Raw genomic sequence first — 16,625 nt, 5'->3', positions numbered from 1 at the left:
CCTCCCCAAATCTATTCTATAAAGTTCTCTTGATTTCTTCATATTCATAAACTTCCATTACATCTCCAACTTTTAAATCATTATAATCTTCAATTCCAATTCCGCATTCATATCCTTCTCTAACTTCTTTAACATCGTCTTTAAAACGCTTCAAGGATGAAATTTTACCTTCGTGAATAATTTTTCCATCTCTTAATAATCTCAATTCTGCATCTCTTTTTATTATTCCATCTGTTACATAAGCACCAGCAATCATCCCAACATCTGGAACCTTAAATGTATCTCTTACTTCTACCTCACCAATAACTACTTCTTTATAATCAGGCTCTAATAAACCTTCCATCGCTTTACGAACATCTTCAATAGCTCGATAAATAACTCGATAAGTTCTAATATCAATATTTTCTTTTTCAGCAGTTTTTCGAGCATTAGTCCCTGGGCGAACATTAAATCCAATAATGATAGCATTAGAAGCAGAAGCTAACATTACATCAGTTTCTGTGATTCCTCCTACACCACCATGCACAACATTAACTTGAACTTCATCAGTACTTAAATCCAGTAAAGACTCTTTTAGAGCTTCAATAGAACCCTGTACATCTGCCTTAATAACAATATTTAGATCTTTAATTTCTCCTTGCTGGATCTGTTCAAATAAATCATCTAAATTAACAGCAGTTTTATGATCTACTAGTTCTCTAGCTCGCTTTTCTTCTTCCCGTTCTTCAGCTATATCTCGAGCATTAGTACCACTAGGCATTACTTCTAAAATATCACCTGCACTCGGTACATCAGATAAACCTAATACTTCAACCGGAGTTGCTGGACCCGCTTTTTCAACTCGTTGTCCATGATCATCTATCATAGCTCGCACTCGACCATGAGCTGAACCAGCTACAATATAATCTCCAATATTTAAGGTACCATTTTTAACTAATGCTGTAGCTACAGGGCCTCTTCCTCTATCTAATTCGGCCTCTACAATAACTCCATTAGCAGGTCGATTAGGGTTAGCTTTTAATTCTTCCATCTCTGCTGTTAGTAGCACCATTTCCAATAATTCATCTAAATTTTGCTGTTTCAAAGCAGAGATTGGTACTGTAACTGTATCGCCACCCCATTCTTCAACTACTAAACCATGTTCAGTTAATTCCTGTTTAACTTTTTCAGGCTGTGCATTTGGCTTATCTATTTTATTAACTGCTACTATAATCGGCACTTCAGCAGCTTGAGCATGGTTAATTGCTTCAACAGTTTGTGGCATTACTCCATCATCAGCAGCTACAATTATAATCGCAACATCTGTAGCTTGAGCTCCTCTAGCTCTCATGGAAGTAAATGCTTCATGACCAGGTGTATCAAGAAAAGTAACCTTTTGATCATTTACTTCTACCTGATAGGCACCAATGTGCTGAGTAATTCCTCCAGCTTCACCTTCAGTAACATTTGTTTTTCTAATTGCATCTAATAAAGTAGTTTTCCCGTGGTCAACATGACCCATTACTGTTACAACTGGTGGACGTAATTCAAGGTCTTCTTCTTTATCTTCATAATCATTTACTAAACCATAAATATCTTCTTCTTCATCTTCTCCTTCTACTTCTTTAATCTGATAACCATATTCTGCTGCTAATTCTTCCATTGTTTCCATGTCAAGATCTTGATTAATCGTAGCCATTGTGCCCATATTAATCAATTCAGTAATTAATTTATTCGGTTTAACATCTAATTCTTCACCTAATTCTTTAACTGTTAATACATCTTCTACTTCAATCACATTTTCTAATGATTCTTCTTCAGTCTCTTCTTCCTCAAACATATCTCTAACTATATCTGCTGTATCTTCCTCTATTGTACTCATATGACTATTGATATCGATATCTAGCTCTTGTAATATATCGATTAATTCTTTATTCTCTAAATCTAACTCATCTGCTAATTGATAAATCCTAATACCCATAATATCCCTCCCGATATTACATTTTAAATGAACACTATCCTACATTATTCATCTTCAATCTCTGATTTACTTTTAATATCTATTTTCCAACCTGTTAACTTAGCAGCTAATCTAGCATTTTGTCCTTCTTTACCAATTGCTAAAGAAAGCTGATAATCTGGAACTATTACTTGCGCTACTTCTTCATTTTCATTAACCTTAACTTCAACTACTTCCGCTGGACTTAAAGCGTTAGAAATGAAAACTTCAATATCTTCACTCCACTCTACAATATCTATTTTTTCACCATTTAATTCATTCACAATTGATCTAACTCGCTGTCCATTAGGACCAACACAAGCTCCAACAGCATCAACATCATCATCTTCAGAATTAACAGCAATTTTAGATCTGAATCCTGCTTCACGAGCTACAGATTTTATTTCTACAGTATCATCGCCAATTTCTGGAACTTCTAATTTAAATAATTCCTTCAATAATCCCGGATGAGTTCTAGAAACTAAAATATTGGGCCCTTTAGTAGTCTGTTCAACTTCAACAATATAGACTTTAATTCTCTCATTTGATTCATAATTTTCATTAGGAATTTGTTCCCTAGGAATTAATATTGCCTCTGTACGACCTAAATCAATTATTACATTATCATCATGATAGCGTTGTATAATTCCAGTTAAAATTTCTCCTTCACGGGTTACGAACTCTTGATATAAAATATCTCGCTCTGCTTCTCTAATTCTTTGGATTACAACTTGCCGCGCCGTCTGAGCCGCAATTCTACCAAAGTTAGCCGGAGTAACCTCTATTTTTAATTTCTGACCAATTTCGCAATCAAAACCTTTATTTTTAGCTTTTTCAAGAGAAATTTCACTTTCTTCATCTTCAACTTCTTCTACTACTTCTTTCTTAGAATAAACATGTACCTCACCATTCTCTTCATCAATTTCAATCTCAGCATTACCTTTAGAACCAAGTCCACTCTTACCATAAGCAGATTTTAGAGCAGCTTTAATTGCTTCTAATAACATATCTTTTGGTATGCCTTTATCTTTTTCAATTTCCTCCAATGCCTGAATCAACTCAATATTCATTTATAATCCTCCTTTGTGAAGCTTAAAACTCAACTGCTAATTTAGTCTTAGCAACCTTATTTTGAGGTATAAGAAGTTCTTCTCCTTCAACTTCTATCCTAATTTCGCCTTCTTCTAATCCCAATAGTGTACCTGTAAACTCTTTAGCACCATCAACCGGAGCATAAGTAGAAATATTAATTAATCTGCCTGTGAAACGTTCAAAATCTTCATCATCTTTTAATGGGCGATCTAATCCTGGGGAAGAAACTTCTAATAAATAAGATTTTTCAATCGGGTCAACTACGTCAAGCTGTCCTTCTAAATCTCGACTCACTTCTTGGCAATCTTCAAGCGAAATTCCACCTTCTTTATCAATAAAAACTCTTAAAATCCAATCTTCTCCTTCTTTATTATACTCTACATCAACTAATTCCAATCCTCTTGATTCCGCAATTGGATTAGCCAATTCTAAAACTTCTTCTGCTACACTTTTACTCATTTTGTTCCTCCCTCCCAAATCTTTTGTTAATAGTATTAATGCCCGAATTCCATTTATCTTATCCTTATATCGCTTTGACTTCCTCTCGTATATAGTTAAAGAGTGGGCTAAAACCCACTCTGACTAGTCAAAACTATTAATTCTCCCTTGCACATCAACATATATCGCAGGAATATTATAGCACATTACTAATCAATTTGCAAGCCATACTCTAGTTTAACAACTATCACTTTTAACCTAACTAAGCAAATAAAGATAATTGATTCGTTTCCGGTAATCCCTCTAAACAACCATGTTCTTTCATTACTTCAATAACTGTTTTACTCAAACTAGCGCGATTACTTAAATCTTCAATAGAAGTAAATTCTCCTTCTTTTCTTACTTGAACTAAGTTCTCTGCAGCTTTAGTACCTAATCCATCTAAACTAATCAAAGGCGGTCTTAATCCATTATCTGTAATTTGAAATTCATTAATTTTAGACTTATAAATATCAACAGGACAAAACGAGATTCCTCGGGCTAATGCTTCAACAACTATTCTCAACACACGTAAAGTCCTTTTATCCTTAGCAGTTGCATCATTACCCTTATTATTAATTTCAGCAATTTTCTTTTCAATAAATTCTCGCCCCTGCAGTACTATCTGAGCATCAAAGTCATCAGCTTTAATACTAAAGTAGGTATTATAAAAAGCTTGAGGATAATGTACTTTGAAATAGGCAATTCGATAAGCCATCATTACATATGCGGCAGCATGAGCTTTAGGAAACATATAATTAATTTTTTTACAAGATTTAATATACCAATCTGGAACATTATTTTCCCGCATTGCTTTTTCTTCTTCATCACTCAAACCTTTACCCTTTCTCACATGCTCCATAATCCAAAATGCTTTAGAAGGTTCGACACCTTTTTGTAATAAATAATTCATAATATCATCACGTACTGAAATAACTTCTGCTAATTCAGCTGTACCCGAGCGAATTAAATCTTGGGCATTATTCAACCATACATCAGCTCCGTGAGATAAACCACTAATTCTAACTAATTCAGCAAAAGTATTCGGTAATGTTTCTCGCAGCATCCCTCGCACAAAACTAGTTCCAAATTCTGGGATACCTAAAGTACCAAGCTTAACTCCTACTTCATCTTCAGTTACATCGAGGGGTTCAATACTAGAAAATATCTTCATTGTTTTTGGATCATCAAGCGGAATTTCCTGCGGGTCAACCCCTGTAATATCCTGCAGCATCCTAATACTTGTCGGATCATCATGCCCTAAAATATCTAACTTCAAAATCCGACCACTAATCGAATGATAGTCAAAATGCGTTGTTAAAGTATCTGTATCCATATCATTCGCTGGTTTTTGAATTGGAGTAAAGTCATAAACATCTTTTTCCTGAGGAATAACCATTAATCCTCCTGGATGCTGTCCAGTTGTCTTTCTAGCGCCTGTGCATCCATCTACTAAACGGTCAACTTCAGCACCACGCAAAGTTAAATCATTATCCTCCATATGTCCTTTCACAAAACCATAAGCAGTTCTATCAGCAATAGTAGAGATTGTACCAGCCCGATAAACATATTCTTCACCAAATAACTTTTCTGTATAACGATGTACTTTTGGTTGATATTCACCTGAAAAGTTTAAATCAATATCAGGAACTTTGTCACCTTCAAAACCTAAAAACACTTCAAAAGGTATATCAAAACCATCTTTAATTAAATCAGCTCCACATTCAGGACAAGCTTTATCCTCCAAGTCAATTCCTACTCCTATAGAGCCATCAGTAAAGAACTTAGAATATTGACATTCTGGACATCTATAATGTGGTGGAAGAGGATTAACCTCAGTAATATCGGTCATTGTAGCAGCAAATGAAGATCCAACTGAACCTCGCGAGCCTACTAAATAACCATCTTCTAATGATTTTTTAACTAACTTTTGCGAAATTAAATAAATCACAGCATAACCATTACCAATAATTGATTCTAATTCACTTTCTAATCTAGATTCTACTATCTCTGGTAATGGGTCCCCATACCAACTTTTCGCTTTTTCATAAGCCATATTCCTAACATCTTCTTCAGCACCTTCAATAGTTGGAGTAAATAATCCATCCGGAACAGGCTTGATTTCTTCTATTCCGTCTACTATTTGTTTAGGATTTTCAATTACTAGTTCTCGCGCTACTTCTTCCTCAAAGTAATCAAATTCTTCTAACATTTCTCCTGTTGTTCTATAATAAAGTGGAGCCTGTTGATCAGCATCATCAAAGCCCTGCCCTTCCATTAAAATTTGTCTATAAATACTATCTTCTGGATCTATAAAATGTACATCACCAGCTGCTATTACCGGTTTACCTAATTTTTCTCCTAATTGATAAATAGTCTGATTAATTTCTTCTAAATCAGCAGTAGACTCAACTTCACCATTTTCTAATAAAAATTTAGCATTGCCAATCGGTTGCACTTCTAGGTAATCATAAAATTTAGCAATCTCTAATAATTTATCTTCTGATTTACCCTGTAGTACAGCTTTATAAAGTTGACCTGCTTCACAAGCTGAACCAACAATTAAACCTTCGCGTTTTTCTAATAACTCACTCTTCAAAATTCTCGGCACCCGATGAAAATTATTAATATGTGCTTGAGAAACTAATTTATATAAATTCTTAAGTCCTGTTTGATTTTTGACTAAAATCGTAGCATGATAGGGATGCATTCTCTTATAATCTATTTCACTAGTCAAACTATTAATTTCTGATAAAGATTCAACTTCTTGCTCTAACATTAAATCAACTAATTCTAAAAAGATTTCTGCTGTTGCTTGGGCATCATCATCAGCTCGGTGATGATTATCAAGATCAATTTTAAAATGTTTTGCTAATTTATTTAATTTATAAGTTTTTAACTCAGGTAATAATGCTCGCGATAAATTTAAAGTATCAAGAGCTGGATTACTAATTTCATCTTTATCTAAACGATTTAATTTGTCTTCAATAAAACCTAAGTCAAAAGACAAGTTATGAGCTGCTATGGTAGCATCACCTACAAAAGATAAAAATTCTTCCATAGCCTCCTCTATTTCTGGTGCATCAGCAACCATTGCAGTAGTAATACCAGTCAATTCGGTAATTCGCTCAGGCACTTCCCCTTCAGGGTTGACAAAAGTTTGATAACTATCAGTTATCTCGCCTGCTTCAATTTTAGTAGCACCAATTTCAATAATCTGATTATGATGAGGATTAAAGCCAGTTGTTTCTAAATCAAAAACAACATATGTTTCTTTAGTTACTTCTTTTTCAATCGGATTTAAAATAATTGGTTCACCATCATCAACTAAATAGGCTTCTACCCCATAAATCATTTTTACATCTGTACCTTGAGCTGCTTGATAAGCCTCAGGAAAGGCCTGTACTACTCCATGATCTGTTACTGCAATAGCTTGATGTCCCCATTCATCAGCCCGTTCAACTATTTCTTCAATATCTACTACTGAATCCATAGCACTCATCTGAGTATGCATATGCAATTCTACTCTTTTTGCTTCAGCAGTATCTTTTTTACTTTCTTTAAAAATAGGTACTACAGCATTAGCCATCAAAGATAATTCTTGATCATATTTATCATACTGGACATTACCTTTGATCTTAACCCATTTCTCTTCAGCAATATTTTCCGCTAAAGTTCCACCTTGTTCTTCAAAAACTTTAGCCTTAATTGAATCACTTTGATCAGTGATAGAAAAAATAATTAAATTTCTTCCACTCTGTAACTCTCTAATATTAATATCAAAAATCTTACCTTCAACTATAATATTTCTCCGTTCACTTGTTATTTCTTCTAAAGCTTCAGCCTCACCATTAAATTTCTTTCCATGCCATACTTGTGGTTGAGAACTTGAACTCGAGGAATCAGAAGCATTACCACCTTGCTGCGGTGGAGGCATAGAATTAACTAAGTCATCCATATAATCTTTCTTTTCTTGCTCTTGCTCATCCTCTATTTCTTTCGATTCAGCAGCAAAATCTCCCACTTCAAATTTAACTTTAACTTGTTTATGATATTCATTAGACATGATTTCTTTAAAAACCCGATCACAATTTTTATTTTCTAGAGCCTCACAAGCTACTTCACTTTTCACTTTAACAATTATCGTGTCTTCTTCTAATTCCCATTTAGTTGAAGATAACCAACCATTAGTTTTAGAAGATGCCCCTTTAACTTCAGCTATAATTTCTGACCATTGTTCTTCTAATATAACCTGCAAGGGCAATTCAGGGTCATAATATTCAAAGTTTATTTCTAACTTGCCATTAGCTAATAAATCTTCTTTTTTATCTTTAAATTTATTTTCAATTCCAAAGTTTTCAGGTGCTTTTAACTGTACTTGACAAGTCTCGGTTTCCGTATCAACAGCTACTGACTTAATTTTAATTTTAGTTGCAACAGTATCAGCAACACCTAAAAAACTTTTAAGCTTTTCTTGAAAGGCATTATTATTTTGCGGTTTAATAACCACTTTTGCCATATTTATCTCTCCTTTAATCAATTGCTTCAATTTCTAATTCTGAGACTTCTTCTAATTGAGCTAAATGTGTAATCAATTCATTTCTTTCCACATCTTTAAATGTCTTTACTTCCAACTCAATAATCACTTCCGCCTCTTCATAACAAGGTTTAATTCCTACATTCTTAATTGAAATTCTATTTTCATTAAACTTTTCTCCGATCTTACTTAAAAATCCTGGTTGGTCAAAAACCTTGATATTTATTTTCCAATTCAAATTCTTTTTATAAAAATTATCTTCTAATCTATTCAAAATAGTTAAAGTTATAATTACCATTGCCGTAACTAAAATACCACTTACATAAAATCCAGCTCCTAATGCCAGACCAATTCCAGCTAACGCCCACATGCTGGCAGCAGTAGTTAATCCTTTAACAGAAAACTGTTCTCTAATAATTGTCCCCGCACCTAAAAAACCAATGCCGCTCACTACCTGAGCAGCTATCCGGCCCGGATCAATCTGCCCTGCCGAATCAGGAAAACTTAAAAATAATTTAATAGAAACAATCATAATTAAAGCCGAACCAACAGATACCAGAATATTAGTTCTGAAACCTGCTGGTCGTGAATTTCTTTCTCGTTCTAAACCAATTAATCCGCCCATTAAAAAAGCTAAGATTAATCTAATAGCTATTTGTTGATAAGTCATTCCCCCACCTCAATTTCAAATTACAGTAAACAACATATCAGTTATTTAATTTAGTATTTTTTGCCTTTTATTGTTTTATTTTTTACTGTCTCACTATCTTACTGTTTTACTTCTTTACTTTTTACTCTTTACTGATCACTTCTTATTTTATTTCATTTGCAATTAATTCTTTGATCTCTGCTATAGAATTATCTGCATCAATGTTCATTTCTTCATCTGATTGTCTTAATTTCACTTCTAACTCTCCATCTGATAAAGAACGAGAACCAATTGTGATTCTAATTGGACTACCTATTAAATCAGCATCATTGAACTTTACTCCTGCTCGTTCATTACGATCATCTAATAAAACTTCAACTCCAGCCTCATTTAGAGTTTGATATAATTCTTGAGCTTTATTCTCTACATCATCGCCTCCACCTAAAGGTAATAGATGAACAGTAAATGGAGCTAAAGCAGTCGGCCATTTAATTCCATAGTCATCATGATTCTGTTCAATAGCAGCAGCAATAGTTCTTGTAATACCAATCCCATAACAACCCATAACTAAAGGCTGTGGTTTACCATTTTCGTCTAAAAATGTAGCATCTAAAGCTTCGCTATACTTAGTACCTAATTTAAAGACCTGTCCTACTTCAATACCTGGAGTTTGTTCTAAAGTTCCTCCACATTCAGGACATGTCTCCCCTTCTTTAACAGTTCTAATATCTGCTACTTGATCAACTTCAAAATCGCGCCCTGGATTTACATTTAAATAATGCTTTTCTCTTTGATTAGCTCCTGTGACACCATTAACTACTTTCATTACTAATTCATCTGCAATCACTTCTACATCATCTAGGTTTACTGGTCCAGTATATCCTTTAACTGTATCTAATTCTTCATATTTATCTTCAGCCGCTAATTCTATATTAACTACATCAAATAAATTTGATAATTTGATTTCATTTACTTCATAATCTCCTCGTACTAGGGCCAATACTACTTGTTCATCATTTTCATATAATACAGCTTTAATCATTTTTTCCGCTGCTAAATCTAATTCAGACATCAACTCAGCAATTGTACTACTATTTGGAGTATCTACTAATTCTAATTCTTCTAGTTCTTCATCTGCTTTTTCTGCTTCTACTTTAGCAGTAGCTAATTCTAAGTTAGCAGCATAATCACAACTATCACAATAAACTACTGTATCTTCTCCTGCATCAGCTAAAACCATAAATTCATGCGAATCATCTCCACCGATAGTCCCTGTATCAGCTTTAACTGCTCTATACTCTAATCCACAGCGGTCAAAAATACGCTCATATGCATCATACATATCGTTATAACTTTCTTCTAAACCTGCTTCATCGATATCAAAACTATAAGCATCTTTCATAATAAATTCTCGACTTCTTAAAACTCCAAAACGAGGTCTGATTTCATCACGATACTTAGTCTGAATTTGATATAAATTAATCGGTAAATCTTTATAAGACCTAACTTCATCTCTAACTAAATCTGTAATAACTTCTTCATGCGTTGGCCCTAAACAAAATTCTCGCTCATGGCGATCATTTAATCTCATTAACTCTGGGCCATAATTTTCTAATCTTCCTGACTCCGACCATAACTCTGCTGGCTGCAGAGCTGGTAATAAAACTTCCTGCGCTCCTGAGTTGTTCATCTCTTCTTTAACAATTGCTTGAAATTTATTAATTACACGCTGCCCTAAAGGTAAGAAAGTATAAATTCCTGAACCTAGTTTTCTCATCATTCCCGATCTTAACATTAATTTATGACTTACTACATCTGCATTAGCTGGATCTTCTTTTAAAGTTGGTATATACATTTGTGATAATTTCATTTTTATATTCCTCCTATGTAGATTTAGCTTTTTAAATTAAATTTTATAAAAACTATGTTTACTCTATATATAGTAACGAGTAAAAAGTAATCAGTAATGAGTCAAAACCATAAAACCCACAAAATACACACTTTGCAACGATAACTTTTGAACTTGGTTTTGACTTTGTTTTTGATTTTCTACTCATCACTCTTCTCTCATCACTGATTACTATAAATGATTCTTTACAATTCCTTAATTTCATCAACCAATTCAGCTACTAACTCATCACTAGCAACCTTTCTTAATGATTCACCATCTTTGAAAATAAGCCCTTCATTTTTACCGCCAGCAATACCTATATCCGCTTCTCTGGCTTCACCGGGGCCATTGACTACACAGCCCATAATCGCTACTTCAATTGATTTATTAATATCAGAAATTTCCTCTTCTACCTGATTAGCAATCTCTACTAAATCAATCTCACATCGTCCACAAGTAGGGCATGAAATTATTTTAACGCCTTTATCACGTAAATTTAAAGACTTTAAAATTTCATAAACCACTCTAATTTCTTCAACCGGATTCCCAGTTAAGGAAACACGAATAGTATCCCCTAATCCCTGGGCCAAGATACTACCGATTCCGACAGCTGACTTTATCGTTCCTGACTTAACAGTCCCTGCTTCAGTAATTCCCACGTGAAAAGGATAATCTACTTCTTCAGCCATCAATTGATAAGCCTTTAAGGTCATCGGTACCTCAGAAGCTTTAAGTGAAATAACTATATCATCAAAATTATATTTCTCTAATAATTTAATATTATTCAGGGCGCTTTCTACCATTGCTTCAGCAGTGGGGTGTCCATACTTTTCGAGCAGTTCTTTTTCTAGTGAACCACCATTGACCCCTACTCTAATTGGTACATCTTTGGCCAAAGCCTTTTCAGCAACCTCTTTCACATTTTTTTCTCCGCCGATATTGCCAGGATTAATTCTTAAACCATCTATCCCGCGCTCTAAAACCTCTAGAGCTAAGTGATGGTCAAAATGGATATCAGCAATTAAAGGAATATCAATTTGAGCTTTAATTTGATCAACTTTAGTAGCTGCTTCATGATCAGGGATAGCAACCCTGATCAATTCACAACCAGCATCTTCTAATTCTTTAATTTGGGCTACAGTTTCTGTCACATTTCTAGTATCAGTATTAGTCATTGACTGCACTGATACAGGCGCTTGGCCCCCAATTTTTACATCACCCATTGTTACTGATTTAGTAGATCTTCTTTGCATTTTATTCACCTACTTAAATTACATTCTTGTTTAAATTTACATTCTACACAAGATTGTTGTGTTTTTATATGACGATAAACTAACATATCTAATCTTCTAACCCGCTGTAATGCTTCATTAAATTCTATCTCTTGATTATGATGTGCTCCTTGTTCTTCTTTATTCATATTATCTGCATCAGCTACTAAACGCTGCAAAGGAGTTAAATCTACATGAGCACTCACTTGACTTGAATCACTATGAAATAAAATAGCTAAAGCTATTTCACGTGCCTTACCTAAGTCTTCACCTTTTAAAGTCAAAAGTTCATGAGATCTTTCGGCTCCTTTGATAGTATGAATATCGTACTCACTATATGATTCATAATCCCATTCACCTTGATGTTCCCAAATAGTATGACCTATATCATGTAACAAAGCAGCTTTAGTAGCTAAATCAGCACAGACATCTCTTTCTACTGCTAATTCATAAGCACTTTCAGCTACTGATATACAGTGAGCATAACCTGCTTTCGGTAGATGTTTTTTAGCTACACTATCAGACATCAATGTTTCTAAGGTAACATACTGTTCCATTACAATCCCTCCTTACAACAAACAACATGACGAATAAAAAATATAAAATTTAAACCCCTACGTAACAGCTAAGTGCGCTGAGCACTTAGCTGTTTGCGCAGTCATCACATAACCCATCATTGAGCTGCACTTGAGCCCGGGCTTCTTTACCGCATTTACGGCAATTAGTACCCATCAACTCAAAACAATCTTCACAAAACCCATGTTTATGAACAAATTTAGGATCAGGTTCTCCGCAAATCTTGCAAATACAATCTTTACAGTAACCATCGTTTTCTTTAACTTGCTGCGGAGCAACTTTACCGCAACCCTTACAAGCATAATCTCCTTCTTTCTTTTGTCGCAATTCTTCTACACAATCTTCGCATAAATTTTCATGTTTCAAAATTCTAACCTGAGTAGCTGTTTTACCACAACGATGACAATATCTATCTTCATGTCTACCATCCACTTTATTTGGATCTAACCACTTACTTCCTCGTCTCTTTTGCTGTTTTGCCATTTGAATTCACCTCTTAATACAAATTATACTAATCATCTGTTTAAATAAGAACATTAGCAATTTTTATGCCATTTAGCTTCGCTCTTATTGACCCCTCCGGGTCTCAAAAAATCATGAGACCCTTCGTGTAGTCCTAGTCACTCTGCTTAGAGCTAATAAAGTGCGCAATCTATATGCAGTGTTTTTTTGCTATTAGAGTTTTTTAATTCATTTAGCTTGCGCTCTCATTGACCCCTCCGGGTCTCAAAAAATCATGAGACCCTTCGTGTAGTCCTAGTCACTCTGCTTAGAGCTAATAAAGTGCGCAATCTATATGCAGTGTTTTTTTGCTAGGTTACACTATCCCATGAAAAGGTCTTTAAATGTTACTACCAATAATAACAAAATCAATAATACAAAACCAACCATGTGGGCTCGCCCTTCTGTTTCTGGGTCCACTGATTTACCCCGCACAACTTCTACACCTAAAAATATTAGGCGACCTCCATCTAACGCTGGAATTGGGAGCAAATTCATAAAACCTAAATTAACACTAATCAAAGCTGCTAATTCTAAAACTCTTAATAGACCAGTTTTACTAGCCCGACCGACCATCTTAGCTATAGCTACAGGACCAGAAACATCCGCTGACATCTGACCAGTAATCATCTGCCATAACCCTACTGCAATAGCATAGATATACATTCCTGTCTGTTTTATTCCTAACCATACACTTTTTAAAAATCCAACTTTCTGTCGTTCTATTATTGGAGTGATTCCAATTAAACCGCGACCAGATTGTTTATCTATTTTCGGCTTCACAGAGATATTAATAACCTCATCACCGCGTTTAATTCGTAAATTAATTTCTTCACCAGGATGTTCATTAATTTTTGTTGCTAACTGATTCCAAGAATTGACCGACTGTCCATTAACTGCTAAAACTTGATCTCCTTCTTCTATTCCAGCTTGATAAGCAGGTTGTTGCGGTAACACTCGACCAATAACTGCTTGATCTTGAGTATCAACTGGCTGACCATAAAGACCAAAAATTAACGCAAATAATAAAGCAGCTAATAAAAAGTTCATAATTGGTCCCATAATCACTACTGCTATTCTCTTCCAAACTGATTTTTGGAAGAAACATTTATTATTTCGTTTAGCTTCTAAATATATTTCTTTTTCTTCCTCATCCATTTCGTCATCCATCGGCATTTCCCCAGTTAATTTACAGAAACCACCTAAAGGAAAAGCTCTAATAGAATAAACAGTTTCTCCATACTCTGTCCCCAATACTTGAGGGCCCATACCAATAGCGAATTCTTCAACTCTAACTCCAGACCACTTTGCTACCATGAAGTGGCCAAACTCATGAAAAAATACTAATACACCTAAAACTACTATAAAAGAAACAACTGTTGTTAACAACACTGATCCCCCACTTTCTCTGCAATCTCTCTTGCCCATTTATCCGCTTGCAAAATATCTTCCAATTCCGGTTTATTAATAACTTGATGTTCTTCTATTACTTCAGCAATTATTTCTGGTATCTGTACAAACTTTAAATCTCCTTGCAAAAACTTTGCTACTGCAACTTCATTAGCCGCATTTAACACAGCAGGCATAGTTCCCCCAGCTTTTCCTGCTTGATAAGCATATTCTAAACAAGGAAATGAATTAGTTCGCGGCTCTTCAAAAGTTAATTCACCAATTTGAGCCAAATCCAAAGCTTCTAACTCATTACTTTTCCGTTCAGGATAAGTTAATACATATTGAATTGGCACCTTCATATCCGGCATTCCCAATTCTGCCAAAGTAGAATGATCTTCATACTCTACTAAAGAATGAACTATACTCTGGGAATGAACTACTACATCTATATCGTCAAATTTTAAATCAAATAACCATTTTGCCTCAATAACTTCTAATCCTTTATTCATCAAAGTTGCTGAATCAATAGTAATTTTACCACCCATATCCCAATTAGGGTGATCTAAAGCTTCATCAACTGTTACTTCTTCTAATTTTTCAGCACTTGTCTCTCTAAATGGTCCTCCTGAAGCAGTTAATATAATCCGCTCTACATCTTTTCTTTGATTACCCTCTAAAGCTTGAAAAATAGCATTATGCTCACTATCCACAGGTAAAATAGAAACATCATGAGCATCTGCTTCAGACATCACTAACTGCCCTGCTGTAACTAAGGTTTCTTTATTAGCTAAACCAACATCATTACCTGCCCTAATTGCAGCTAAAGTCGGTCGTACTCCAATTGAACCAACTAAAGAATTAATTACTAAATCTATATTCGTTAAGGTAGCAACTTTTAAAATACCTTCTAATCCACTTAATACTTTAGTTTGAGTTCCTGCTAATAATGACTCTAATTTTTCCTGATGGTCTTGATTCATAATTACAGCATAATCAACATCAAATTCTTGTGCCTGCTGAGCTAATAAATCAACACTATTATTAGCAGTAACTGCTGTTACAGAAATTTCTTCTTCCAAATAATCAATTACTTCTAAAGTCTGGGTTCCAATTGAACCAGTCGCACCTAAAATTGAAATCTTTTTCATGATTTATCCCCGCTTCCTATTAACGATTAATTAAATTTCTATGAAGTAACAAATGAAACTATATCTGCTTTAAAGACCGCTCTTAAAACTACTACTACTGCAGGGCCAATAAAGACACCGCTAATCCCAAATAATTGAATCCCTAAATACATAGCAACCAACGTAGCTAAAGGATGAACTCCAATACTTTCTCCCACTATCTTAGCTTCAGATAACTGCCTTACAGTTGTTATAATAATATATAATAAAAGCAAACTCAATGCAAAAGAAGAATTACCTGCTATAAAATTATAAATAATCCAAGGCATAAACACCATTCCTGGTCCAATCACAGGAATCAAATCTAATATTCCAGCAGTTAATCCTGCTACTAAAGCATAATTACTGCCTAAAATCAATAAACCTACAATTGAAAGCAAAGTTGTAATCGAAATTAAAATCATCTGGGCTCTAATAAAACCAACAGCAGCACTAATGATTTCTTCTTGTAACTTAGTAATTTTTTTCTCCCACTCTTCAGGAAAAGGGGCTAAACAGGTTTCTAAAATCATACTTTTATCGCGACTAATAAAGAAAGTAGCAATCAAGCTAATCAATAATATTGTTATCAATTTAGGCAATCTTTTAATTAATTTCAACAACATTGTTACTAATTGTTGAATCCAACTTCTGAATTGATCATAAATCTGCTGAAAATTATTATTAATAGTTTCCTGCATCGGCTGCGGTATTTCCCAATTTTTAGCTAAAGAACTAAATTCCCGGTGACGCTGATGAAACCAGTTACTAAAGTTATTACCAATCGTTTGGTAAGATGGGAACTCATGCACTAATTTATCTAATTCAATAAATAGTCTCGAAACAGTAAAAGTAAGAAACAGACTAATTATAACAATCATAATTAACAATACTACAGCAATTGATACACCTCGTGAAAAATTGGCTTTTTTCTGTAGTACATTAACTAAAGGTTCGATTAAACTAGCAATTAAAATTCCAATCACAAACGGGAGCAAATAGGCTACAGCATACTTTAAAATAAAAATACTACCTATAATTAATCCTATCACACTTAAACCTATTTTATAAATATCTTTCATTTTTTCCTCCCTA

Annotated in this window: 12 protein-coding genes; all 12 read right to left on the bottom strand. The window is 34.3% G+C overall.

Annotated elements, in window-relative coordinates:
- Positions 1-16: 16 nt before the first annotated feature.
- Complete coding sequence (gene infB / locus JOC47_RS01045) at positions 17-1,960, bottom strand: translation initiation factor IF-2 (RefSeq protein WP_204700104.1); 1,944 nt, start codon at positions 1,958-1,960, stop codon at positions 17-19.
- A 44-nt stretch (positions 1,961-2,004) separates the two neighbouring features.
- Positions 2,005-3,048: a transcription termination factor NusA gene (gene nusA, locus JOC47_RS01040; RefSeq protein ID WP_204700103.1), complete on the bottom strand. Its 1,044-nt coding sequence runs from the start codon at positions 3,046-3,048 to the stop codon at positions 2,005-2,007.
- Positions 3,049-3,070: 22 nt separating this feature from the next.
- Positions 3,071-3,529 (bottom strand): ribosome maturation factor RimP, encoded by a 459-nt coding sequence (rimP, locus tag JOC47_RS01035; RefSeq protein WP_204700102.1) that lies wholly within the window; start codon positions 3,527-3,529, stop codon positions 3,071-3,073.
- A gap of 241 nt (positions 3,530-3,770) precedes the next feature.
- Positions 3,771-8,066 (bottom strand): PolC-type DNA polymerase III, encoded by a 4,296-nt coding sequence (locus JOC47_RS01030; RefSeq protein ID WP_204700101.1) that lies wholly within the window; start codon positions 8,064-8,066, stop codon positions 3,771-3,773.
- 13 nt (positions 8,067-8,079) lie between these two features.
- Positions 8,080-8,754, bottom strand: a complete 675-nt coding sequence (locus JOC47_RS01025; RefSeq protein ID WP_204700100.1) for an MgtC/SapB family protein — start codon at positions 8,752-8,754, stop codon at positions 8,080-8,082.
- A 142-nt stretch (positions 8,755-8,896) separates the two neighbouring features.
- A complete protein-coding gene (locus JOC47_RS01020; RefSeq protein ID WP_204700099.1) occupies positions 8,897-10,603 on the bottom strand; it encodes a proline--tRNA ligase in 1,707 nt (568 codons plus the stop codon).
- A 224-nt stretch (positions 10,604-10,827) separates the two neighbouring features.
- Positions 10,828-11,877 (bottom strand): flavodoxin-dependent (E)-4-hydroxy-3-methylbut-2-enyl-diphosphate synthase, encoded by a 1,050-nt coding sequence (ispG, locus tag JOC47_RS01015; protein ID WP_204700098.1) that lies wholly within the window; start codon positions 11,875-11,877, stop codon positions 10,828-10,830.
- Positions 11,878-11,882: 5 nt separating this feature from the next.
- Complete coding sequence (locus JOC47_RS01010; protein WP_204700097.1) at positions 11,883-12,452, bottom strand: HD domain-containing protein; 570 nt, start codon at positions 12,450-12,452, stop codon at positions 11,883-11,885.
- Between the two features lie 85 nt (positions 12,453-12,537).
- The gene (locus JOC47_RS01005) at positions 12,538-12,954 is read right to left on the bottom strand and encodes a hypothetical protein (RefSeq protein WP_204700096.1); all 417 of its coding nucleotides are present in this window, start codon (positions 12,952-12,954) and stop codon (positions 12,538-12,540) included.
- Positions 12,955-13,293: 339 nt separating this feature from the next.
- Positions 13,294-14,361 carry an RIP metalloprotease RseP gene (rseP, locus tag JOC47_RS01000; protein WP_204700095.1) on the bottom strand — a complete coding sequence of 356 codons (1,068 nt, stop codon included), beginning with the start codon at positions 14,359-14,361 and terminating at the stop codon, positions 13,294-13,296.
- Positions 14,355-15,515 carry a 1-deoxy-D-xylulose-5-phosphate reductoisomerase gene (locus JOC47_RS00995; RefSeq protein WP_369127952.1) on the bottom strand — a complete coding sequence of 387 codons (1,161 nt, stop codon included), beginning with the start codon at positions 15,513-15,515 and terminating at the stop codon, positions 14,355-14,357. Before JOC47_RS00995 ends, rseP begins: the two co-directional genes overlap by 7 nt.
- Before the next feature lie 35 nt (positions 15,516-15,550).
- Positions 15,551-16,612 (bottom strand): sporulation integral membrane protein YtvI, encoded by a 1,062-nt coding sequence (ytvI, locus tag JOC47_RS00990; protein WP_204700093.1) that lies wholly within the window; start codon positions 16,610-16,612, stop codon positions 15,551-15,553.
- Positions 16,613-16,625: the final 13 nt, after the last annotated feature.

Origin of the sequence: Halanaerobacter jeridensis (assembly GCF_016908315.1) — a bacterium.
Classification (GTDB): domain Bacteria; phylum Bacillota; class Halanaerobiia; order Halobacteroidales; family Halobacteroidaceae; genus Halanaerobacter; species Halanaerobacter jeridensis.
This window is presented reverse-complemented; position numbering and strand designations above follow the sequence as displayed.